Origin of the sequence: Streptomyces mesophilus (assembly GCF_040300965.1) — a bacterium.
GTDB classification, from domain to species: Bacteria; Actinomycetota; Actinomycetes; order Streptomycetales; family Streptomycetaceae; genus Streptomyces; species Streptomyces mesophilus_A.
The window spans coordinates 1-21,558 of sequence record NZ_JBEPEW010000112.1; the positions used below are offsets into that span (position 1 = coordinate 1).

Genomic DNA, 21,558 nt, shown 5'->3' on the forward strand with positions numbered 1-21,558 from the left:
GGCCGCCGGGCGCGCCCTGTCCCCCGCCCTGCCCACCGGCGGCCCGATCGAATCCGGCCCCGACAAGGCGCGCACGGCACACAAGGCCGGGGCCGACGGCCTGTCCACGCAGACCGTCAGCACCCGGGCCCTCACCGCACAGGCCGACGACCCCAGCGAAGGAACCGGGGAACGGTACTGCTCGGTTGCCCGCAACGACGTGAAGAAGCAGGCGTTCCAGCCCACGCCCCGCCAGGTCGAGTGGGCCGTCGACCAGGCCGTCGTGGGTGAGCTGAACTTCTACCGCGACAGCGACTGGAAGAACACCGGCATCGCCGGCGGCTACCAGCCCCAGGGCCTGTTCCCGCCGATCGTGCTGGCAGGTGACCCCAACGGCAAGCTCGACAACGAGGACCCCGACGTCACCGACAAGTGGCACATTCCCGCGCAGGTGATGCTCGGCATCACCGCGCAGGAATCCAACATGTGGCAGGCCACCCGCTTCGCCGTCCCCGGTGTCACCTCCAACTCGCTGATCGGCAACTACTACGGCGTCGACTACGCCGCCTCCGGCGAACAGGTCGACCCGTGGCGTATCAACTGGGCCGACGCCGACTGCGGTTACGGCATCACGCAGGCCACCGACGGCATGCGCCTGGCGGGCAGGACCAAGCCGGGCGAGACCGCCCTGTCCACCGTGGCGCAGGAAGCGGTCGCCCTGGACTACACCGCCAACGTCGCGGCCGGCGTGCGGATCCTGTCGGACAAGTGGAACCAGACGTACAACGCCGGCATGAAGATCAACGGCGGCCACCCCAAGTGGATCGAGAACTGGTTCTTCGCCCTGTGGGCGTACAACTCCGGCTTCTACGACACCGCCGACTCCCAGGGCCACTCCGGCGTGGGCTGGACGAACAACCCGGCCAACCCGCTGTGGAAGGCCAACCGGGTGCCGTTCCTGCAGCACGCCACCGACTCCTCCAAGGACGACTACAGCCACGCCGCGCACCCGCAGGACTGGCCGTACCAGGAGAAGGTGATCGGCTGGGCGGCCCGCCCGATCTCGGCGATGTTCGCTCCCGGTGACTTCCAGGCGGGCTACCGCCCCGCATGGTGGACCACCAACGCGGACCGCGCGAGCGCCAAGCCTCCGGTCGACCTGTTCTGCAACGCGACGAACAACTGCAACCCAGCCAAGATCGGCGACAACGACTCCAACGACCCCGGCCTGGGCGCCTGCACCCTCGACGCGGGCAACAGCGAGACCAACTCCCACTGGCTGCACTGCTGGTGGAACCAGGAGGTCACCGCGGCGCAGTGGAAGAACTGTGACACAGGGGCCAAGTGCGGCAACGGCGTGCACCGCTTCACCACGTCCTACGGTGAGCAGCCGGATGCCGGCTCGTACCCGCCGAACTGTGCCACCACTCCTCTCCCCGCCAACGCCCTGGTGGTGGACGACCTCGCGAACGGCACCACACCGGCCGGTGTCGATGCCAAGCGCGGATGCGGGGCGGTGCAATCCAGCGGCACCTTCAATTTCACGTACGTGCCGTGGGACACCCCGATGGATCTCACCCACGACGGAACGGACAACCCGACCACCGTCACCACGTATCCAGGCAAGATCGACACACACCAGATCGGCGCGGGCTACGGCAACCACTTCTGGTTCACCCACACCCGCACCCTGGACCCCCACCCGGCCAACGCCAACCGGATGAAGGTCACCGGCACCTGGAAGCTGAACAGTGCACTGACCAACACCAGCCGCCAGGCCAAGGTGTTCGCGCACATCCCCGACCACGGGGCGCAGACCTCCAACGCCGTGTACCGGATCCAGACCCCGGAAGGCGAAGAGGAAGCGTCCATCTCGCAGACGGCGAACGAGTCCAACAAGTGGGTCGACCTGGGCGCGTACTACTTCGGTGACCAGATCCCCGAGGTGCAGCTCGACAACTTCAACGGTGGCAACGGTTCCGCCGACATCGCGTTCGACGCGCTGGCCTTTGTACCCGGCACCTATGACGGCCAGAAGATCACCGGCAATATGACGGCCAACCCGACCGCGCCGGAGCCGGCCCCCGTCGAGCCCGGCGAGGACATCACCGAAGAGCTCTTCCCCAAGACCGCCGGAACCTTGAAGGCCGAGACCCCGGCCGGTCCCGCCGCGACGGCTCCGATCACGACCCGAGGCACCTCGTCGTGCTCGACCGCGTCGGTGTCCATCACCCGCCAGCGCACCAACAGCTGCCTCCACGACGAGCTGTCCGTGACGCACTTCGAGAACAACACACCTGACGGGAGCGCGACGTTCGACTACTACAACACGGTCTACCTCGACCCCAAGAGTGCGGAGTTCTCCCAGGTCACCAATATCCGGTTGAAGTCGATGAGCGGTGCGATGCACACAGTCGACTTGAACTACGAGGCCAAGTGCCGCGGATACTGCGAAATCACCAGCGTCAACTGGGATGGGTCCAAGGTGTTCAAGAAGGGCGACACCCTGGAGAGGACCATCACCACCCGGATGAAGTGGACGCCCAGCGGTGCGACCATGAACACGATCACGCCGTACTGGTCCTTCGGCGGGTCGACCAACGGGGACGCGATTCGCAACCCGCTCGAAGTCGAGAAGTCCAAGCTGGACATCCGCTGCGACACCGCCGTCTCCGGAGCCGGCACCGGCTGCGTGTTCTCCGGCTACGACCCGACGTACGTCATGAACTCCAAGAAGTTCCCCGGGGCCGCCGCGCATATCGACATGATGTGGCGCAAGACCACGCTCGACTGGGGCAACCGCAACGGCGGCAAGCCGCTCACCTACCTGGGCAACAAGATGGCCGTCGACGAACCGACCAAGACCCAGCAGGACCGCAACCGTCAGCTCATCTGCGGCAGGCAGTGGAAGACCTACAGGGACACCGGCCTGTTCAGTGACATGTGGACCCTGGAGGCCGGGGAACCGCGTACCGACGCAAGAAGCTGTGACGAGTTCGCCTTCGCCAACGCCTTCCAGAGCGCCGGAAACTCCAGGGGCCCCAACCCTGTCGGCTACAGCGGCAAGGAGTGTGTGCAGACCTACGTCAAGCGCAACCCCGACGACACCATGACGCTGCACCTGCGTCCTGATGCCCCGGCACCGACCTGGAACGAGCCCTGCGGCCGGTCCTCGATGTCGAACTGGCAGAACACTCAGTCGATGCGCCCGTTCGGCGACTTCATCAAGGAACAACGCCTGATGGAGGACGACGACTACTGGCTCGACCTCGACGGATTCACCCCGCCCGCTCCGTAACCGCACAATGAGGAATGCCCCCGGTTCAGCCGGGGGCATTCGTGTTTCACCGCCACGCAAGTCGTCCGTCGACCACGGAACAGACCGGATAGCTCCCCTCGCCGATCCTCGTCAGCGTCTGTGCCACGGAGTCGAAATAGTCGGCCAGTGACGCATACTCCCCCGTGGTCGTGATCTCACCCACGAACCACCTGCCGATACGTCCGTCCCGTACGTCGATGAACTTTCCAGTCCAGCCGTCCCGATCCGACAGGAACGGGATCCACTCGTTGCGCCAGAAGGGATTGTCCGGCTGATCCGGAGGGTTGACCCCGCCGGAAACCCGGAAGTTCGCATAGAGGTTCTCCATCGACCGGATACCGAGAAAGAAGCTGCCCTCGTCCGGGAACCCGTCGAAACCGCACCAAGGCACGTCGTCGTCCACATCTTCCTCAGGAAGATCCAGATTGTTCTGCAGCAGCCATGCCCGCAGATCCGGATGCAGAGAGATACCCATCCGCCCCTCGGCGGCCGTGAGTATCTGCTCCGTGGCCGGCCCGGGCAACTCCGCGTGATCCACGGGAGCGTGCTCCCGCAGAAGACCCATCACCCGAGACCAACTCGCCACCACACTCATCCCCCACTGCCCTTCTGCACGGATGCGACTGACTCACGACCGGAACCCACCGTGCTACCAGCAGCTTCCCCCGTGGTTGTCTACCCTTCGCCGATCAACCTGTCCAGTCGCGCTATCCGCTCCCTGACCAGGTAACTCCCCGCTCGACGACGGTGGTGCATGAGGCGGTGCCCGCAGCCGCGCCCCGGTCCGTGGTCAGGCGCGCCACACCTCGGCCGCGGCGAGGAACGCCGAGGACGACGGGCGCTCCGGAGTTCCTCCCCGACTGATCTCGCCGGGCTGGACACGGCCGTCGACGACTGCTCGGGCTCGTCCGCACGGGCCGAGCACCAGGCTCAGGCTGTGTTCCACGCCGCCCAGCGGGAACTGGTCGGTGGCGAAAGCGCGCCGGTCGAGCACCTCGGCCATGCGCACGTCGATGCCGCCGCCCCGTGCCTGCAACCCGGACGCCAGGTCGAGCCGCACCTGGACCGTGGACCGCTGGAACCGGGGGGCGGACCAAGGCAGGCCTTCGAGTTCGGGGAAATGGCGGACGAAGTGGTCGGCCAGCCAGAGCGCGAGGTGCGGATCCTCCCCCACGACCCGCACTCCGTCCGGACGCCAGAGCACGAGAGCGTTCCCCGCGCCATGGGTGGACCACTCCACCTGCCAGGTGGAGATGTAGGCCGTGCACGAGCCCGCACTGTCGAAGAGCTGGAGGCCGGGGTTGGCGCCGACCAGAATCGGCTTGCGCAGTGCGGGATCGGCGTCCGGAGCGTCGCCGGCTGCCGACGCCGGGGTGGCGGTGGCGAGGAGCCCCATCGCGCCGAGGGCGGTGCCCATGCGCATGATGCCGCGGCGGCTGACGGCGGCGGAAGACCGGCTGCGGTCAGAGACGGAAGACCGGCTCCGGTCGGAGTTCGTGGGCGTGCGGTGGAAGTTCAAGGCGCCTCCTCGGTCGTGGTGACACGGTCGCGGATCACCATCCGGTGGGGGCCGCGGCGGCCGCCATGCATTCGAGGCCCTTCGAATCCATCGGCCCGTTCCGACGGCGATGCGACACTCTCGGGATGGCGATGAGGGTGCGGCTGGACGCACAGGCTTGGAGCAGGTCGCGGTTTGTCACGTCGGCGGCCATGGAGGTTCTCGGTGTGCTGCGGCACCGCGGCCGGCACCCGGCCGCTCACGCACGCCAGTGGCATGCCCGTGCCCGGCGGGCACTACCACCGGGCCAGTGGGCGCTGTTGGAGGCTCTGGTGCCCACCGATCACAGCTACACCCCGGATTTCCTGACACCTGTGCCGCGCCACGGCGAGTCGATGGCGGACGTGGCTGCCCGTATCGCGGCCACACCGGGCGAGGAGGTCGACTACCAGCTCGACATCGCGATCCGTGGCCGGCGTGTGTGGCCCCATGTCCGCGCGCAGCACGGCAGCGAGTCAACGTACGAGCGGTGGCGGCGACCGATGCCCCCGGCGCTTGCGCGGGTGGCACGCGACGGCGGTGGGGCCGTGGCGACTGCCGCCGCCGCGGCGATGGCGACCCTGTTCGAGTCCGTACTGGCGCCGGACTGGCCACGGGTGCGAGCGGTGCTGGATGCCGACATCAGCAACCGCGCCGACCGGATGGCCGCGCACGGTGCGGCGGCAGTGCTCGACGATCTCGGCGAGCGGATGCGGTGGACGGGCAGCGAGCTCGTACTGGAGCGCACCTACTCCGGGATCATCGACTGGGCTGACGAAGGAGTGCTCTTCGTGCCGGCAACGACGCATGTCGGGCCGGTGCTGTTCGCTGCCGAACGTCCGCACACGCCGGTGCTGTTCTATCGGGCGCGCGGCATCGGCGCGCTCGGGGAACGCCCGGCAGACACGGCGGAATCGGCCCTGACGGGACTCGTGGGCGTGACCAGGGCCGCGCTCCTGACCACCCTCGACATACCCGCGTCCACGGTCGAGTTGAGCCGCAGAACCGGCTGGAGCAACGCGACCGTCTCGTACCACCTCGGCATCCTGCTGCGGGCGGGACTGGTCGATCGCCACCGCCGAGGTCGCGTCGTCCATTACGCGAGGACCGACCTCGGGACGGCGCTCGCGACATCATCGGCGCAGGAGCAGACGTCCCGTGCCGCGCAGCCGACCACGGTCTGCACCGACAGTGCGACGGCGCTTGCCGTCAACCGCCGATCCGGGCTGTCGGGGCGGCGCTGAGAGGCTGTCGCAGCGGCCTGGAATCAGAAGCCGCCGGTCAGTAGGTCTGACCCCCTCCAGCAAAAAGATCTTGAGGTTCACGCGATGAGTTCGGGTGGGGGCGCCGGTATGTACTCACGGGCCGCTTCGGTCCCGACCAAGTGCACTGACTGGAGAGAACGATGTCTGACAACCGCGCGAACGACACCGCCGCGATCACCACTGTCCTGGAAGACCTCTACAAGGCATGGGACGCCGGCGATGCCGATGCCTTCGTCGCCGGCTACACGCCGGAGGCCACCGCGATCATGCCCGGCTCCTACCGTGCCTCCCGCGAGGAAATCCGGCAGGGCATGGCGGCGGGGTTCCCCTCCTTCCTCAAGGGCAGCACGACGACCAACCGGCAGCTGGGGATCCGGTTCCTTGGCCGCGACGGCGCGATCGTCGTGAGCGAGAGCGGCATCCTCTTCCCCGGCGAGTCCGAAGCTCCCGCTGACCGGATCGTCTACGCGACCTGGGTGCTGGAGAAGCGTGACGACGCCTGGCAGATCGCCGCTTACCACAACAGCCCCGCACAGTCCGCCAGCTGACTTGCAGTCAGCCGCAGTCAGTCCTGTCCGGGGCCGCCCATATCTGTCGGGCGGCCCCGGACAGGCACGGGCGAATCAGCCCTCGAGTTTCCGCGCCAGGCCGAAGGCGGCGAAAACGTCGGCGTCCTGGAAGACCGAGACGCGGCTGATGCCGCCCGCCGTGACCGTGAACACCTGCAGGGTGTGCAGCGCGAACACCCCGGCGTCCCCGCGCTGATAGGCGGCGAAGCCGGCCTGCCCGTTGGCCCGCACCGGCAGCAACCGCCAGGACGCGCCGGCCTTGGCGAACACCCAGCCCATGAAACTCGCGTAGCTGTCCCGGCCGGTGAACCAGTTGACCATGGGCGGCATCTCCAGGAGGACGTCCTCGGTCACCACCTGCAGCAGCCCTTCGATGTCCGCCCGGAGGAAGGCGGCCATGTACCGCTCCACCCACGCCCGTTGCTCGGCGTCGGAAGGCTCGGCAACCTGCTCCTGCGGCACTCCCGCGGCCCGGATCCGGGCGCGCGCCCGCTGCAACGCGCTGTTCACGGCCGCGACCGACGTCTCCAGGATGTCCGCTGCCTCCGCCGCCGGATAGTCGAGCACATCGCGCAGGATCAGCACGGCGCGCTCCCGCGGCGACAGCAATTGCAGTGCTGCGACGAAGGCCAGCCGCAGACTGCCCCTGTCGATCGCCGCAGTGGCCGGGTCACTCAGGGCAAGCATGCTGTCCGGGAGCGGCTGCAACCAGGTCGCCTCCCCGCCGTGGACCAGCGGTCGCAGCGGATCGCTCTCGGCGACCAGGCCCGAGGGCAGGGGACGGCGGCCGAGCCCGTCCAATGCGGTCAGACACACATTCGTGGCGATCCGGTACAGCCAGGTCCGCAGCGAGGCACGCGACGGGTCGTAATGATCCCGAGCCCGCCACGCCCGCAGACACGTGTCCTGCACGAGCTCCTCGGCATCATGGACCGAGCCGAGCATCCGATAGCAGTGCGCCAGCAGTTCCGGCCGGTACCGCTGCACCAAGGTCTCAAAGTCCGCCGTCGACGTCATCCCCGCGCCGCCGCCCTTCCAGCGATCAACCGCCCCTAGGCCGCCCAACGGTAGCCGCCTCACGAGGCCGGAGACAGCCCGTCAGCCGCCGGGAAGCACCGCACACTTCCACGCCGCCCGCCGCTGACGTTCCCTGTTCGTCAGTACGTCGACCATGGGACGTTCTGGTGATCGTTGGACGACCTCGCGATCGGTCGGTCGGGCGTCGAATTGCGGTGTTCCGGGGCCGCCTCACCGTGCATGATCGCGTCATGACGAAGCCGGCGTCCTTCCATTACGAGTCCAACTGGGGTGGTTGTTACGAGCTGTCCCTCCAGGTGGGTTCAACCGGTGACGCCGCGCTGCAGACCCTCCTGAGTGCTCTCTGGTCGGCGGCAGGCGTGCTGGGCTGCTTCGGGCGGCGCGACCGTGATCACGCGTACGAGGAGGTGCCGTGCTCGGTGGCCTCGCTGACTGAATACGGTCAGCTGGCCGGCAAGGTCCGCCTGCCGACGGGTCGGCTGGCTGTGTGAGGCTGCGCGGCCGTTCGCGGTGGTGACGGAAGCGACTGGCTGGACTTGCCCATCCCGACATCGGAGCTGGACGAAGCGGGCATCGAGTACGGCGCCGACGGCCGGCCGTTCTTCTGACGGAATCCTGCATTACGGGCCCGCCAACACCTGACTCCAACGACTCCGGTTCGCGCATCCGCCGGCGTGCTGCCGCGTTCGGCGGCCGTCGCTAGGCGGCCGGCGCCACAGTGGCCGGGTCGTCGGATACGGACTGGCCGATCAGTCCGATGTCCGCAGGGGTGGCTTCGCATCCGCCGACGGGGACGTTCTTGCCCGCGAGCCATGCTTCCGTCCTCGCGACGGCTTCACGAGGGTCACGGGTGCCCGTCATCACGCACAACGTGAACGTGGCGTCCTCGCGTGCCCGAGCGCTGGCCGGCGTGGGGCAGCGCTCGTCCCTGATCACCGCGTCCGCGTACGCGGCAAGAGCAATCCGCAGATCCCTGGCAGCAGGTACGAGCACCGCAACACTCCTCACACGTCATGGCCCGGACATCACCACCGGGCGCTCTCCACGCTCTCACTTGCCCCGGTCCTCCCCTGTCACACCAAACCGGTAGGAAAACGTGCTTACGCGCCGGGCGCTTCAGCTCGTCGGGCGGCACGACGCCGTAGCCGCACCGGCAGTGCGTACCAGCAGAACCCGAACCACAGCATGACGCCGCCCACCAGCGCTTCCGCGAGCACGCCGGGGACCACCAGGCGAAGGATGAGCAGGAGAGTGCAGGCGATGGTCAGGGCCAGCAGCACCATGCCGCAGATCATCAATCGGCTTGCCGCTTCGACCACTTCGTCCTTCATGCGTTGGCCGGACAGAAAGCGGTGGATGGAGACGGGCGCGATGAGCGAGCCGGTGGCCGATGCGCCGAGCACGACCGTGACCACGTAGACGACCCGGTCGAATGTGGCCAACTCCCGGAACAACGGGGTGAAGGCCACACTGAGCAGGAAGCCGAAGAGGATCTGCACACCGGTCTGAGCGACCCGGGTCTCTTGGAGTATCTCGTTCCAGCGGCGGTTGACCCGCTCCCGTGCCGACTCCGGCGCCTCGACGCCCGGTTCCGAACTCGCCGAGTCCTGGCAGTCATGGCACGGCAGGTCTTCTGCCGTCTCCGCGACCGACTCCTCTGTCATGGTCATTGTTTCCTCCCGCGTCCAGAGAAACCGAATTCCCCATCCCGGTCCCCCCATGCAGGCCGGCGTTGCGCGTCAGGCCACGTGAACTCGTGCGGATGTTCCGCGACGAAGGTCGCTTGCGTGATGAACCTCCCCACCATGCTGGGCAGTTGGCGGCCTGGACCAGGCTGATCCGCGCGACCGCGACCCCCTATGACCTGCGGATCACCAGCGCCGCGCAGTCGTCCGTGTGACCCGTCGCGTCGGCCAGCGCCATGATCTCGTCCGCCAGAGTGCTCAGCGGCCGGGTGTGGTCCGCCACCGCCCGCGCCACCAGGCCGAGGCCCTCGTCCAGCGGGCGGGAGGGTCCCTCGACGAGCCCGTCGGTGACCAGGGCCAGGGTGCCGCCCGACGGCAGAGTGAACTGCGTGATCGGATACGAGACTTCGTCGGCGATCCCCAGCGGCAGACCGCCCGGGATCTCCCTCGACTCCGCCTGCATCCGGCCCGCCTCGACGAAGGGCACGTGGCCCGCGCGCGACGCATGGATCCGGCCGTCGGGTTCGATCAGCAGATACAGGCAGGTGGCGAAGCCCCGGGCACCCATCTGCTGCATCAGCGCGTTGGTCCGCTCGAGCACCCGCTGCGGCGCGGGATCCTCCCAGGCGTACGCGTGCATGGCGGTGCGGACCTGGCCCATCAGCGCCGCGGCCTTGATGCTGTGGCCCTGCACATCGCCGATGATGCAGGCGGCGCCGCCGTGCGGCAGGGCGATCACGTCGTACCAGTCGCCGCCGACGTCGAGTTCGGCGTTGGCGGAGGCGTAGCGGGCCTCGATCTCGTAGCCCGCCACCTCGGGCAGGCTGCGCGGGAGCAGGTCCCGTTGGAGGGCACCGGCGAGTTCGAGGCGGGCGGTCTGCAACCGGATGCGTTCCCAGGCCTGGCCCGCGAGCGTCGCGATCACTTGCACGAGGGTCCGTTCCTGCTCGGACGGGTGGTGCGGTTCGGCGAACGTGATGACCCAGCCGCCGAGCAGCTGATGGCTCGCCGCGAGCAGGGGCACCATCACGAACGACTCGGCGCTGGTCGCCGACAGGAAGTCATGGGCGTGCGGCCACTGTGCCCGGTAGTGCGCGCGGTCGACGATGAACTCCGGGCGGCCCGAGACGATGGCCTGCGTCAAGGGCTTGGGCGCGTTCAGCGGCACACCGTGCAGATTGCGGGCGAGGGCCGGGGCGATGCCCGCGCCGAAGGTCACCCGCAGCCGTCCCTCCTCCACGAAGGCCACGAGCGTTCCCTCACCACCGAAGGCGGGGGCGACGTGGTCGAGGATCGCCGCGGTGAGCTCGTTCTCGGTCGTGGCCGAGACGAACTCCGCCGCAAGGTGCTCCACGAGTTCGCCGCGCCTGCGCGCCAGGGCGTGCGCCTCGGTGAGGGCCTGATGGCGTTCGACGGTCGCTGTGGTGTCGTTGGTCGTGCCGATGATCCAGCGCCGCCGTCCGAAGCCGAAGCGCATGACGCGCGACCGCGTGCGCAGCCAGTGGAAGCGGCCGTCGCGACCGGTCATCCGGTAGTCGACCGTCACCTGCTTGCACCTGCCTTCGCGCAGGTCCCAGAACGCCTCCTCGACGCGTGGGCGGTCCTCGGGGTGCAACTGGCTCAGGAGCTGCTCGAGCGGGATGGATTCGTCGGCGCTGACGTTGCCGTGGAAGTGCTCGCCGTCCAGCCAGCCGAAGAGGTCGGCCGCCTCGTCGTACGCCCACAGCGCGTCCTCCGAGAGGACGGCCAAGGCCCGCAGCACCGCCCAGTGCCGCAGATGGGAGCCGTCCTCGATCTCGACGAGCAGCGCGTCTGGGGTCTGCGGGGGCCTGTGCACCGACAGCATGCACACGACCGGCTCCCCGGGCGCGAGTTCCAGTTCCACCGGCTGGCGATTGGCCGGTACGCCCACGCCGTCACCGGTACCGCGCCAGGCTTCCTCGAGGACGCGCCCGGTCATGAGCCTGCTGGCATCACCGATGAACGCCATGAAGTCCGCGCCCCGCAGCACAGCGCGCGGGCGGCCGAGCCAAGCGCAGGCCGTGGCACACGCATCGGCGACGACGAACGTGCCGTCGCCGCCGTCCTGGCGTGTCAGCAGCAGTCGTGCGCGGCCCGGCGCCACCTGCGCGACGTTATGTGTCTGAGCGTTCATTCCCACCCGGTCCAGCGCAGTCCCCGTACCGGCACCCCATGTTCCGCTGCCTGCTGCCCGCTGCAGCAGCCGCGTCCGGGGTGACGGCTCGCCAGGCTATTCGCCACGTGCGTACGCGGGACCGGGACGAATGGGCTGTCATGACCGGCCGAAGGTCCCACACCCCGCTCTCCTTCCGGACTGCGCTCATCGCCACCCTTCAAGCCCGTATGAAGGCATCCGCTAGGGAGCGGCGGTTGCCTGCGGGCGGGTGGCGCCGCGCCGGCGGTGCCATGCTGCGCAGGCTCCCAGCATCGCGCCGACTGCGAGCACGACCAGCCCCCGCCACCACACTGCCGCTTCGACCTGGGTGGCCAGCACGACGCACGAGACGGCGCCCAGAACGGGGATGACGGTGGGCGCACGGAAGTGGTTCTGGACCGTGCCGTCCCGGCGCAGCACGAGAACGGCGGTGTTGACCAGGAAGAAGACCACCAGCAGCAGAAGGACGAGAGTGGAGGCGAGGCTCTCCACGTCTCCGGTCAGCGCCAGCAGGAAAGCCAGGACGGTGGTGGTCGCAATGGCTGCCCAGGGCGTGCGGCGACCGGGCAGGATGCGGGTCAGCCCGCTCGGGAGCAGACCCTCGCGGGCCATGCCGTAGGCCATGCGGGAACTCATGATGCCAGTCAGCAACGCCCCGTTGGCGACCGCGACCAACGCGATGGCACTGAAGAGTCCGGGCGGTACCCCGCCGGCCGCTTCGACCACTTCGAGCAGAGGTCCGCTGGAACGCGCCAGGGTCTCCGTGGGCACCGCGGCCGAAGCCACCACGCCGACCAGCGCGTACACGGCACCGGCAGTGATCAGGGCACCGAACAGGGCCCGCGGGTAGGAGCGACGCGGGTCGCGGGTTTCCTCGGCGACGTTGACGGAGGTCTCGAAGCCGACAAAGGAGTAGTACGCGAGCACGGTGGCGCTCAGGACGCCGACGGTCGCCCCCTGGTCCGGGGTGCCGAACTGCACGAGGCGCCCGGCAGCCCCGTCTCCGCGCAACAGCAACCACACCCCGAGGCCGGCCACCAGCAGGAGGCCGCCCACCTCGATGACGGTGGCGGCCGCGTTGACGCGGGTGGACTCGCTGATACCGCGCGCGTTCAACAAGGCCAAAGCGCCCAGGAACACCGCCGCGACCAGGACGACGGGAAGGGTCACGAACACCGCCAGGTATTCACCGGCAAACCCTCGTGCCAGCGCGGCCACCGAGACAATGCCCGCCGCGAGCATGCAGAACCCTGCGAGGAAGCCGGCGAATGGCCCATAGGCGAGCCTCGCATAGTGGGATGCTCCGCCGGCTCGAGGGTATTTCGTGGCGAGTTCGGCGTAGGAGGCGGCGGTCAGCAGCGACAGAAGCAGAGCCAGCACCAACGGCAGCCAGACCGCGCCGCCCGACTTCCCCGCGACCTCACCCACGAGGACGTAAACACCGGCTCCCAGCACGTCGCCGAGGATGAAGAAGTACAGCAGCCGCGTCGTCAGGGTCTTCTTGAGCCCTGAAGTGGTGGCCCCACCGGGCTGGGTCATCGTCGGTTCCTCCCGCGATACGCGGCCTGATCACCATCGGTACCAGCGACCCCTGCGGCCGCTGCCGGCGTCGGGGCGTATCACGAAGCCGAGCAGCCACACCACCAGCAGGACGATCGCGACCCACCAGAGGGCCTTCAAGGCGAAACCCGCGCCGAAGAGGATCAGAGCCAGAAGAAGAACCAGAAGCAGGGGAACCATTGTTTATTACCTCCTCGCGATCATGTGCTCTGAACTCTCATCGACAAACACGCGAAGAGGCGTTTCCGCCCTGGGTTTCCGGGCATCCCGGCACGCTCGGGCAATTCCCCTCCTTTACGCGTTCATGCAGATGAGCTGGATGAAATGCCGGAGCAGTGTTCATGTTTATCGTGCGCGACGGAGGCCAGTCGGAGGTAAGTACCTGTTGTCGACGCCAAGAAAGTGTGAGCGAGCATGAGCGCCAATGAGAAGGCCAAGGCGAAGACCGACCAGGCCGTCGGTGCCGCGAAGAAGAACGCCGGCCGCGCGGTGGGAAATGAACGTCTCGCCGATGAAGGCCGCGCCCAGCAGATGAAGGGTGACGCACGGCAGGCCAAGGAGAAGACCAAGGACGTCGGCAAGCACTGACCGCACCATCTCCCATGGGTGTGCCGGCCTCCTCGGTGGAGGCCGGCACACCCATGGGGCAGGTCCTCCCCCGGCGGATACGGGGCTTGGCCCGCGCCCTGCACAGGCACACGCGTCAGATGCACAGAAGGGGTACACGACGATCGTGCAGACACAGAGCAACACCACCGTCCTGGCCGCATCCAGCATTGCTCCGCTGACGCTGATCATCGTGGGCGTCGTCCTGGTCCTGAGCCTGATCGCCATGTTCATCGTCGGCCAACGCCGGGCCGTCCCGCGCAACCGCAGCCAGCCGCCCACCACGCCGGGCCACAGCCCTGACTCCACCGGTGACCAGGCACAACGCGGTGCCGGCTGGCAGACACCGCACGACGACCCGGAACAAGGCAACCCGCACCGCTGAACCGCGGCCGACGACGTCACCGTCGGTGCCGCCCCTGACGTGCCCCGGCCCGCATGCAGCGCCGTTCCATGCGGGCCACCATGAAAGTGCACATGCGCCACTCACCGGATGCGCCCGTACCGACTGAACCCGCTTCTCAGGAGTGATCGCCCGTGACCAGCCCCCAGCACCAGTCCGACCAGGACCCCTCTTCCGCCGTGGATCCGGACACGGCCCTCGGTGAGGTCCTCAGGGAAGTCGAGGAGGCCGAGACCCGCGGCCCCGGCCACGAAGACCTGTCCGACGAGCACGACGGCGAGGCCGGCGATGCGCTGACTCCCAACGAGGAAGCACAGGAAGACGCGACGGACAGCTGACCGGCAGCCGGCGCACGGCCGCGAGCGCCGCTCACACCCTTCGGGCGCCGGCCTGGGAAGGAGAGGAATGTCGGCCGATCACACTCAAGCCCCTGTGCTCGAGGCCCTCGCCGCGTACCACGAACGCGACGAGCTGGGCTTCACGCCCCCGGGGCACAAGCAAGCGCGTGGTGCGGATCCGCAGGTGCGGGCCGTGCTGGGCGACGCCGTCTTCTACGGCGACGTCCTGGCCAACGGGGGTCTGGACGACCGGCGCAGGCGGGGCCGGGTCCTGGAGCGAGCCGAGCAGCTGATGGCCGACGCCGTCCACGCGGAGCACACCTTCTTCTCCACCTGCGGCAGTTCACTGTCGGTCAAGGCCGCCATGCTGACGGTGGCAGCCCCGCATGAAAAGCTGCTGGTGAGCCGCGACGCGCACAAGTCCGTCGTCGCGGGCCTGATCCTCTGCGGCATCGAGCCGGTCTGGATCGAACCGCAGTGGGACCGCGAGCGCCACCTCGCGCACCCTCCGTCGCCGCAGGCGTACGAGGCGGCCTTCGCCGCGCACCCCGACGCCAAGGGCGCCCTCGTCACCAGCCCCACTCCCTACGGAGCCGCCGCCGACGTCCGAGCCCTTGCCGAGGTGTGCCATCAGCGCTCCCGCCCGCTCATCGTCGACGAGGCCTGGGGCGCACACCTGCCCTTCCATCCCGATCTGCCCTCCTGGGCCATGGACGCGGGCGCCGACATCTGTGTCACCAGCATCCACAAGATGGGCAGCGGCCTGGAGCAGGGTTCGGTCTTCCACCTCCGCGGCGACCTTGTCGACCCCGACGCCCTCGAGCTGCGCGCCGATCTGCTCGGCACCACCAGCCCCTCCGTACTCCTGTACGCGGGAATCGACGGCTGGCGACGCCAAATGGCCCTGCACGGCCACCGGTTGATGTCCCACGCACTCGAACTCGCCGCCACCGCCCGGGAGTCGATCGAGGCCATCGACGGGATGCACGTCAACGACCGCGACGACTTCTGCGGGCCGGACGCAGCCGCCGACTTCGACCCGCTGCCCGTCGTCATCGACCTCAGCGGACTCGGCGTATCCGGATACCGCGCCGCCGACTGGCTGCGCGAGCACCACCACATCGACCTGCACCTCTTCGACCACCGCCGGATCAGCGCGCAGATCACCCACGCCGACGACGCGACCACCATCGGCCGGCTTCTGGACGCGCTGCGCGACCTCACCCGCCACCGCGGCGAGCTGCGCGGCGGCCCGATGGTGGCCATTCCCTCCCCTGCCGAACTGCGCATGGAGCAGGCACTTCTGCCCCGGGACGCCTTCTTCGCCGCCACCCGGGACATCCCCATCGACGAAGCGGACGGGCGGATCGCGGCGGAGATGATGACGCCCTACCCGCCCGGAATCCCCGTCGTACTGCCCGGCGAACGCCTCACCGAGCCGGTGCTCACCTACCTCCGCAGCGGCATCGACGCCGGCATGAACGTGCCTGACGCCACCGACTCCCGGCTGCACACCGTCCGCGTCGTCCACAGCGACCCCAAGTCGTAGATCCTGCGGGCGTGACCACATGACCGCGCCGAAGCGTTTCCGCAGGTCAGGAACCTAGAACCCAAGCTGGAAACAGCGAGGCTCGGTCACGCGATCAGCGGGGGCAGATGTACGTCGACGGAGACGTGACCCAGTCGTCGGTCGAGTTGCCGCCGCTTTCCCATGACACGAGGACCCTCGCCCTGACGATCTTTCGTGCCGACGAACCGCACGAGTACGTGTCGGTGCGGGCGACGTCCTGCCCGTAGTCGTAGACGGGGTACGGGGCCTCCTGCCGGAGGATGTGCCAGGCACCGTTCGCGTAGTACTCCAGCCGCACCCCGGCGACCATGACCTTGTAGACGGTGCCGCCGGTGGTGTCGGTCACCCGGCCGTGCGCGTTGAAGACGCCGGTGGACGGCATCTCGACGTTGGCGCAGCGTACGACCGCCTCGCCCTCGCATTTGTTCGCGATCTGGGCGGCGGACGCCGGCGCGGCAGTCAGCATGGTCATCCCGAGCGCGGTGCCGACGACGGCCGTCAGGCCGCTCATGAACTTTCCGTGATTTCGCATGGCAGGAGACTGCCGGGCGCCGTCGGCGGAAGATTGCAGCATCCTGCAGCCGACGGCGGTTGCAGGCGGGTCAGGCGGTGATCCGGCTCAGGAGCTCGCGTAGCCGGACACCCGCCACGAAGCGGGTCGGGGCGTCGAGGAGATCAAGGATCACGGCGACCTCCGTCCGGACCGTGCGCACGCTCAGTTCGAGCCGGCGGGCGATCTGCTCGTCCGACGAGCAGATGAGCATGAGCGCGACGACGCGGCGCTGGCGTTCGGTGAGGCCGCCGGCGAGTGGCTCCTCTGCCGCGCACGGGTACGTCGTCGCACGCACGGCGTCCCAGTAGTGGCGCGCGGCGGCCATGCACGCGTCGTCCCGCACGACGATGACGGTCGTCTGGTTGCGTACGGTGGGACCCTCGAGAAGTACCTCGACCCCGTCGACGATCTTCATCTCCAACGGCCCGTAGCCGAAGAAGTACACCTCCGGATCCTCGCAGGACAGCACGAGCCGCACGTCCGGGCTCAGCGCGTCGCGGTGCCACACGCTGATCATCCGAAGGCCGGCGTTCATCGCGAACGTGTTGATCGGGAGACTCACGGCGAGACGCTCCACGGAACCGCGGGGCTTGACGGAGTCGAGGGTGCGCCGGGCCGGGAGCTCACGGCTGAGATGCTGGTTGATCTCCTCCCCACCTCGCCCGAGGACACGTGCGGCGACCGGCTGTCCGCGTTCCAACGCCCGCACCACCCGCAGCCGTTCGACCTCCAGACGCGTCATCGCCTCCGTCACCCGCAGCCGCGCCGGTCCGGAGAACCGCACGGGATCGGCGAACACCGAGAAGTCCTGTTCAGGCAGTACGCGCTGGTCCACCATGCTCCCTCAGGTACACCCCGGCCGGTGGAGAAGCGGCCGTCAACTAGGCCGGAATGTTAGCGCTCCACCTGCGGATTCACATGAAGTCACACCAAGGCAGGACCTCTTGGTAGCTCAGTGATTGCCGAGCAGGCCAACTCAGGCCGGCGCGGATGACCGTGCAGCAGCACCACGGGCGGCCCCTGTCCCCCGAAGCGAACGAAGACCGAGGCCTCACCGACGTCCACTTGCGTCTCTTCAAACTCTCGAAGGCGGACGGCGAGCAGACGGCGTCGTCGGCGCACAGGTTCTGGACCGGCAGGCATGGACCGCACGTTGCCGGGCACCTGGAGTTGGCACACAACGTTCCGACAGCGGCCGATCGTGTGGTCGGCCGGCTGTCACCCGGTCCGCGTGGTGCAGCGGACGGGGAGAGGGCGGTGCGGGTACTCGCGGCGCGAGGGTCCGCACGCGCCGAAGAGCCTCGAGATCGGAAACGACATGATCGTTATTGGTGCCATCCTGCTCATCCTCGGAATGCTGCTCGGTATTTCCCTGCTGACGACTGTCGGCGCTGTGCTCCTGGTCGTCGGGGCGGTTCTGTGGGTCCTCGGCACGACCGGACGCATGGTCGGCGGGCGAAAGCATTACTACTGACGGGCGCAATCGCTACGACTGAGCGGTGTCGCCCCTGCGGGTTCATGGCGATCCACGGATGCCATCGTTCAGCGCGGGCCCGGCGGAGATCCCCTCCGCCGGGCCCGTCGGCGTCGCGCGGTCCCGCCCGGGTTTCGTTCGCACTGCTCGCGGCTGCGGCGGCGGCTGCCCGATTTACGGCGCGTGCGTCCCCGACGCGTACCAGAGAGGACCTGTGGTGAGTGAAAACAGTGCCGAACTTCCGGCAGCCGACGCCCATCTGGAGATTCCGCTCCGGTTGGTCGACGCGCAGCCGGTGGCCGGCCTGAGGCCATGGGGGCGCCTGTCGACGGGCCGGTGTCGTGAACTCGGCCGGTGATCGCATGGCGCCTCAACACCCCGCGGACCGCGATGGCGCCCGGCAGGGCCGCTTCACGCGCCTCGCCGAACACGCGTCGAACTTCACCAGCTCGCCCGCCTTCTTCGGCGTATGCCTCGTCCTAGTGGCCGGCGCGATCACCGCGCACACACTGAAGTTGCCCACCCCGTGGCTGCTGATGGTGGGCGAAGCCATGTCCGCGGTGGCTCTGCTGCTCTTGGCGTTGCTGAAGAACTCCGAACGGCGCGCCGAGCACGCCATCCAGCGGAAACTCGATGCCATCGCTGCCGCGCTCCTGGAGATCCAGCGCGGGGAATCAGGAACCGCGACCGATCAACTCCGGGACGCCATCAACATGGAAGAGCAGAGCTAGCGCTCGCCAGGGATTCAACGGTCATCGTCAAAGGCAGCTCGACAGGCGGACAGCGCAGCGGAACGCCGCACCTGTGTTTGCCTGCCGCAAGTGCGGTCACCCGACGACTCAGGCCGAACACGCCCGGCGCGCAGGGCAGCTCCCTGTTGAGTCCCGGCGCCGGGCGTATGACACAAACGAACCGCGTAGGCCCGGCCCGACCTGCGTCACGAACGACTGATCAGGAAGGCCGAGCGCGATGACTGTGGCGCACCAAGGCGGTGGATCGGGCGGCACCAGCGGCCTCTACGACGTTCTGGAACTCATCCTCGACCGGGGAATCGTCATCGACGCGTTCATCCGCGTCTCCCTGGTGGGCATCGAGATCCTCAAGATCGACATACGGATCGTCGTCGCCAGCGTCGACACGTACCTGCGCTTCGCCGAGGCCTGCAACCGCCTCGACCTGGAAGCCGGCCCCCACCGGAGTCCGGGCCTGCCCGACCTGATCGGCAGCATCAATGAGCCCAGTCGTAGCCGCAAGGCCGAGTCACTGGAGTGAGCCGACTCCCCTGCCGCGCCTGCCCGGTCCGAGTAGGCAGGAAGCTGAGCCGTCCGACGCCGGTCGATGGATACTGCAGGCATGCCGAGACGAACTGTGCGCGCGCCGCGGGCCATAGCGGTTGCCGCCCTGGTGGCGGGGGCTTTCGGGGTCAGCGCTTGCGGTGATCAGGTCGCGGACGGACGGGGCGGAGAGGCAACGGTGGCAGCCGGGCCCGCTGCCGGTGAGCCCTCGGCGTCGCCATCTGCTGCCGCAACCCCGGCCAAGCCCCAACTTGCGAGCGCCCTGCAGCACATCCAGGACCAGTGCGCGGGCAAGTCCACTGCACGCCCCTCCGCCGAGAGGTCTACGGGCGCGGGCGATGGGTCGATGCCGGAGAACCCCAAGTGGGCAGAGAATCACGCCTACTTGCAGACGCTCCGCCTGTCACCGCGTGGCGCGTGCGAAGGCGCCGCGCATCGCGAGCGCCTGCAAGGAGCGTTGTCGGAGCGGAAGTCCCCAAGTGCTGCGGGGGTTCAGGACACACTTCGGGCACTCGACTATCCGCAGTCCCGGGTGCTGGGCCCCTACGAGTCGGGGGGCCTTGTGCTCTTCACACTGGACCTGTCCGATGCCACATCAGGGGTCTGCCTGGACGGCAGCGTCGGCCCCCAGGGAGTCCAGCTCGAGGAACACGGCATGTACCTGGAAGGCGGGTGCGAGCGCCCGAAGGGCGGGCACTGACCAGGCCCCTCTTACTTGCCCTGGTACGTACGCTTTCCCAGCGGACGGAAACGTTCCTCAGCGAGACTGCCGACCGTCGGACAATCCCGGTGAGAGGGCAACAGGTGGCTGACAGCAACGTGTTCTTCGCGGCGTACGACGCGGTCCTGGGGCAGTGGCCCGTAAAGGTCGAGGCGGTCGACATCCCCACCCCCTACGGCCGCACTCGTACGCACGTCTGCGGGCCGGAAGACAGCACCCCGCTCGTCCTCCTGCCGGGTGGCGGCACCACTTCGGTCTCCTGGTTCGCCAACGCGGAGGCGCTCGCCGAGCACCATCGCGTATACGCCGTCGACCTGCTCGGCGACCTGGGGCACACCCGAAACGACGGGCTGCCGCTGCGGAGCGGCCAGGATCTGACAGCGTGGCTCGGCGCGGTGCTCGACGGACTCGGGCTGGACAGCGTCCAGTTGTGCGGCCACTCGTACGGCGGGTGGACCGCTCTCAACTACGCGCTGCACGCCCCGGAGCGGGTCAGCCGGCTCGCCCTGCTGGACCCGACCGGCTGCTTCGCCGGGCTGCGCAGCGCGTACGTGCTGCGCGCGCTGCCGATGTTCGCGCGGCCCACCGCTCTGCGCATGCTCGCCTTCCACCGCTGGGAGACCGGGAGCCTTCCCGAAAACCCGGTCTGGCGGGAGTTCCTCGCCGCCACGGCCGACGCCCCGCGCCCCAAGGCCATCCGCATGCGGCGCCCGCGCGCGGAAGATCTCAAGGCCTCCACGGTCGAGACGCTGGTGCTCCTCGCCGGCCGCAGCAAGGCCCACGACACGCGCCAAGTAGCCGCGACAGCCCGCAAACTGCTGCCGCACGCCGACGTGACCGTGCTCGAGCAGGCGTCCCACCATTCCTTGCCCACCGAGCAACCGGCCGTGGTCAACCGGCTGTTGAAGGACTTCCTAGCTTGAGACGCCGCGCTCAGCGGGGCTGTCGGCCGTACATGCCGAACGCCCCCTGAGCCGATGAAAGCCGAGCTGTGGTCTGCACCTTCCAGGGGCCTGCAAGGTCTGCACAGGGTTTCTGCGTCAGGGTGACCCACATGAACGCCATCCGCAGGTCTGCCATTGTCCTCGGGGCCGCTGCGCTCGCCGCCGCCTCACTCACCTTCGCACCGTCGGCCACGGCCGCCGAATCCCCCACCCATGGCTGCGCCTACCCCCGTGTCTGCTTCTACCTCACCATGTCGGACTGGAACGCCAAGGACCCGAACGCCGGGTTCCAGGACGTCACCAGCAGCTGGCAGAACCTCGGCTCCGCGAGCAGGGGCGCCGACATGGTCCTCAACACCCGCAACGACGACGTGGCTCACCTGCGGGTGCAGACCAACTCCACAGGCGCCGTCTGGAACATGTGCCTGCCGCCGAACTCGGCCCATCAATTCGGCTCCGCCTACACGGTGACCGGCATCCGCATCAGCACCTCCTCCAGCTGCTGACACTCTGGCCGGCCACCGTG

At 68.6% G+C, this 21,558-nt stretch carries 22 protein-coding genes and 1 pseudogene; 13 read left to right on the top strand and 10 right to left on the bottom strand.

All coding sequences use genetic code 11. From position 1 onward, the window contains the following. On the top strand, positions 1-3,277 hold a 3,277-nt coding region (locus ABT367_RS30180), incomplete at its 5' end, for a hypothetical protein (protein ID WP_352256435.1). Between the two features lie 46 nt (positions 3,278-3,323). Here ABT367_RS30180 and ABT367_RS30185 read toward each other — a convergent pair. Both ABT367_RS30185 and ABT367_RS30190 read right to left on the bottom strand, forming a co-directional pair. Then, entirely contained in the window at positions 3,324-3,836 is a 513-nt protein-coding gene (locus tag ABT367_RS30185) for an SMI1/KNR4 family protein (protein WP_352256436.1), read from the bottom strand. A gap of 252 nt (positions 3,837-4,088) precedes the next feature. Beyond that, a complete protein-coding gene (locus tag ABT367_RS30190) occupies positions 4,089-4,715 on the bottom strand; it encodes a hypothetical protein (RefSeq protein ID WP_352256437.1) in 627 nt (208 codons plus the stop codon). Between the two features lie 413 nt (positions 4,716-5,128). Here ABT367_RS30190 and ABT367_RS30195 point away from each other — a divergent pair, with 413 nt between their 5' ends. Both ABT367_RS30195 and ABT367_RS30200 read left to right on the top strand, forming a co-directional pair. After that, on the top strand, positions 5,129-6,079 hold the full coding sequence (locus ABT367_RS30195; protein WP_352256438.1) for an ArsR/SmtB family transcription factor: 951 nt from the start codon (positions 5,129-5,131) through the stop codon (positions 6,077-6,079). Positions 6,080-6,240: 161 nt separating this feature from the next. Next, positions 6,241-6,648 (top strand): SgcJ/EcaC family oxidoreductase, encoded by a 408-nt coding sequence (locus ABT367_RS30200; protein ID WP_352256439.1) that lies wholly within the window; start codon positions 6,241-6,243, stop codon positions 6,646-6,648. A 75-nt stretch (positions 6,649-6,723) separates the two neighbouring features. Here the strand turns inward: ABT367_RS30200 and ABT367_RS30205 are convergent, their stop codons facing one another. Further along, positions 6,724-7,656 (bottom strand): RNA polymerase subunit sigma-70, encoded by a 933-nt coding sequence (locus ABT367_RS30205; RefSeq protein ID WP_434975572.1) that lies wholly within the window; start codon positions 7,654-7,656, stop codon positions 6,724-6,726. Positions 7,657-7,937: 281 nt separating this feature from the next. Between ABT367_RS30205 and ABT367_RS30210 the strand changes: the two genes are divergently transcribed. After that, entirely contained in the window at positions 7,938-8,198 is a 261-nt protein-coding gene (locus ABT367_RS30210; protein WP_352256441.1) for a hypothetical protein, read from the top strand. A 208-nt stretch (positions 8,199-8,406) separates the two neighbouring features. On the opposite strand, the gene ABT367_RS30215 is transcribed toward ABT367_RS30210, so the two are convergent. The 5 genes from ABT367_RS30215 to ABT367_RS30235 form a co-directional block, all read right to left on the bottom strand. Next, positions 8,407-8,700: a DUF5133 domain-containing protein gene (locus ABT367_RS30215; RefSeq protein ID WP_352256442.1), complete on the bottom strand. Its 294-nt coding sequence runs from the start codon at positions 8,698-8,700 to the stop codon at positions 8,407-8,409. A 107-nt stretch (positions 8,701-8,807) separates the two neighbouring features. After that, positions 8,808-9,377: a DUF6328 family protein gene (locus ABT367_RS30220; RefSeq protein ID WP_352256443.1), complete on the bottom strand. Its 570-nt coding sequence runs from the start codon at positions 9,375-9,377 to the stop codon at positions 8,808-8,810. A 187-nt stretch (positions 9,378-9,564) separates the two neighbouring features. Further along, on the bottom strand, positions 9,565-11,547 hold the full coding sequence (locus ABT367_RS30225) for a SpoIIE family protein phosphatase (RefSeq protein WP_352256444.1): 1,983 nt from the start codon (positions 11,545-11,547) through the stop codon (positions 9,565-9,567). A gap of 222 nt (positions 11,548-11,769) precedes the next feature. Next, positions 11,770-13,107 carry an APC family permease gene (locus ABT367_RS30230; protein ID WP_352256445.1) on the bottom strand — a complete coding sequence of 446 codons (1,338 nt, stop codon included), beginning with the start codon at positions 13,105-13,107 and terminating at the stop codon, positions 11,770-11,772. A gap of 30 nt (positions 13,108-13,137) precedes the next feature. Next, complete coding sequence (locus ABT367_RS30235) at positions 13,138-13,308, bottom strand: hydrophobic protein (protein WP_352256446.1); 171 nt, start codon at positions 13,306-13,308, stop codon at positions 13,138-13,140. 234 nt (positions 13,309-13,542) lie between these two features. Here ABT367_RS30235 and ABT367_RS30240 point away from each other — a divergent pair, with 234 nt between their 5' ends. The 4 genes from ABT367_RS30240 (at position 13,543) to ABT367_RS30255 (ending at position 16,024) form a co-directional block, all read left to right on the top strand. Continuing rightward, positions 13,543-13,716, top strand: coding sequence for a CsbD family protein (locus ABT367_RS30240; RefSeq protein WP_352256447.1), 174 nt, complete (start codon positions 13,543-13,545; stop codon positions 13,714-13,716). A 145-nt stretch (positions 13,717-13,861) separates the two neighbouring features. Continuing rightward, positions 13,862-14,119: a DUF6479 family protein gene (locus ABT367_RS30245; protein ID WP_352256448.1), complete on the top strand. Its 258-nt coding sequence runs from the start codon at positions 13,862-13,864 to the stop codon at positions 14,117-14,119. A 152-nt stretch (positions 14,120-14,271) separates the two neighbouring features. Then, positions 14,272-14,475, top strand: a complete 204-nt coding sequence (locus ABT367_RS30250) for a hypothetical protein (RefSeq protein ID WP_352256449.1) — start codon at positions 14,272-14,274, stop codon at positions 14,473-14,475. A gap of 67 nt (positions 14,476-14,542) precedes the next feature. Then, entirely contained in the window at positions 14,543-16,024 is a 1,482-nt protein-coding gene (locus tag ABT367_RS30255; RefSeq protein ID WP_352256450.1) for an aminotransferase class I/II-fold pyridoxal phosphate-dependent enzyme, read from the top strand. Between the two features lie 94 nt (positions 16,025-16,118). Here the strand turns inward: ABT367_RS30255 and ABT367_RS30260 are convergent, their stop codons facing one another. Further along, positions 16,119-16,577, bottom strand: a complete 459-nt coding sequence (locus ABT367_RS30260; protein WP_352256451.1) for a hypothetical protein — start codon at positions 16,575-16,577, stop codon at positions 16,119-16,121. Between the two features lie 70 nt (positions 16,578-16,647). After that, entirely contained in the window at positions 16,648-17,436 is a 789-nt protein-coding gene (locus tag ABT367_RS30265) for a helix-turn-helix transcriptional regulator (RefSeq protein WP_352256452.1), read from the bottom strand. A 480-nt stretch (positions 17,437-17,916) separates the two neighbouring features. On the opposite strand from ABT367_RS30265, the gene ABT367_RS30270 reads away from it, so the two are divergent. The 5 genes and pseudogenes from ABT367_RS30270 to ABT367_RS30290 all read left to right on the top strand — a co-directional run bounded on the left by ABT367_RS30270 (position 17,917) and on the right by ABT367_RS30290 (position 21,538). Next, positions 17,917-18,072 (top strand): DUF6131 family protein, encoded by a 156-nt coding sequence (locus ABT367_RS30270; protein ID WP_165331245.1) that lies wholly within the window; start codon positions 17,917-17,919, stop codon positions 18,070-18,072. 362 nt (positions 18,073-18,434) lie between these two features. Next, positions 18,435-18,803 carry a low affinity iron permease family protein gene (locus tag ABT367_RS30275; RefSeq protein ID WP_352256453.1) on the top strand — a complete coding sequence of 123 codons (369 nt, stop codon included), beginning with the start codon at positions 18,435-18,437 and terminating at the stop codon, positions 18,801-18,803. A 238-nt stretch (positions 18,804-19,041) separates the two neighbouring features. Continuing rightward, a pseudogene (gvpJ, locus tag ABT367_RS30280) lies at positions 19,042-19,332 on the top strand (gas vesicle protein GvpJ); the annotation flags it as partial. A gap of 839 nt (positions 19,333-20,171) precedes the next feature. Beyond that, on the top strand, positions 20,172-21,011 hold the full coding sequence (locus ABT367_RS30285) for an alpha/beta fold hydrolase (RefSeq protein WP_352256455.1): 840 nt from the start codon (positions 20,172-20,174) through the stop codon (positions 21,009-21,011). Positions 21,012-21,142: 131 nt separating this feature from the next. Continuing rightward, positions 21,143-21,538 carry a hypothetical protein gene (locus ABT367_RS30290; RefSeq protein WP_352256456.1) on the top strand — a complete coding sequence of 132 codons (396 nt, stop codon included), beginning with the start codon at positions 21,143-21,145 and terminating at the stop codon, positions 21,536-21,538. Positions 21,539-21,558 lie beyond the last annotated feature (20 nt).

Bases quoted from the DNA above. Each gene is read 5' to 3' on its own strand.
- ABT367_RS30190 (WP_352256437.1), bottom strand. From the start codon at position 4,715: ATGGGCACCGCCCTCGGCGCGATGGGGCTCCTCGCCACCGCCACCCCG.
- ABT367_RS30200 (WP_352256439.1), top strand. From the start codon at position 6,241: ATGTCTGACAACCGCGCGAACGACACCGCCGCGATCACCACTGTCCTG.
- ABT367_RS30210 (WP_352256441.1), top strand. From the start codon at position 7,938: ATGACGAAGCCGGCGTCCTTCCATTACGAGTCCAACTGGGGTGGTTGT.
- ABT367_RS30220 (WP_352256443.1), bottom strand. From the start codon at position 9,377: ATGACCATGACAGAGGAGTCGGTCGCGGAGACGGCAGAAGACCTGCCG.
- ABT367_RS30225 (WP_352256444.1), bottom strand. From the start codon at position 11,547: ATGAACGCTCAGACACATAACGTCGCGCAGGTGGCGCCGGGCCGCGCA.
- ABT367_RS30230 (WP_352256445.1), bottom strand. From the start codon at position 13,107: ATGACCCAGCCCGGTGGGGCCACCACTTCAGGGCTCAAGAAGACCCTG.
- ABT367_RS30235 (WP_352256446.1), bottom strand. From the start codon at position 13,308: ATGGTTCCCCTGCTTCTGGTTCTTCTTCTGGCTCTGATCCTCTTCGGC.
- ABT367_RS30240 (WP_352256447.1), top strand. From the start codon at position 13,543: ATGAGCGCCAATGAGAAGGCCAAGGCGAAGACCGACCAGGCCGTCGGT.
- ABT367_RS30255 (WP_352256450.1), top strand. From the start codon at position 14,543: ATGTCGGCCGATCACACTCAAGCCCCTGTGCTCGAGGCCCTCGCCGCG.
- ABT367_RS30260 (WP_352256451.1), bottom strand. From the start codon at position 16,577: ATGCGAAATCACGGAAAGTTCATGAGCGGCCTGACGGCCGTCGTCGGC.
- ABT367_RS30265 (WP_352256452.1), bottom strand. From the start codon at position 17,436: ATGGTGGACCAGCGCGTACTGCCTGAACAGGACTTCTCGGTGTTCGCC.
- ABT367_RS30270 (WP_165331245.1), top strand. From the start codon at position 17,917: ATGATCGTTATTGGTGCCATCCTGCTCATCCTCGGAATGCTGCTCGGT.
- ABT367_RS30275 (WP_352256453.1), top strand. From the start codon at position 18,435: ATGGCGCCTCAACACCCCGCGGACCGCGATGGCGCCCGGCAGGGCCGC.
- ABT367_RS30290 (WP_352256456.1), top strand. From the start codon at position 21,143: ATGAACGCCATCCGCAGGTCTGCCATTGTCCTCGGGGCCGCTGCGCTC.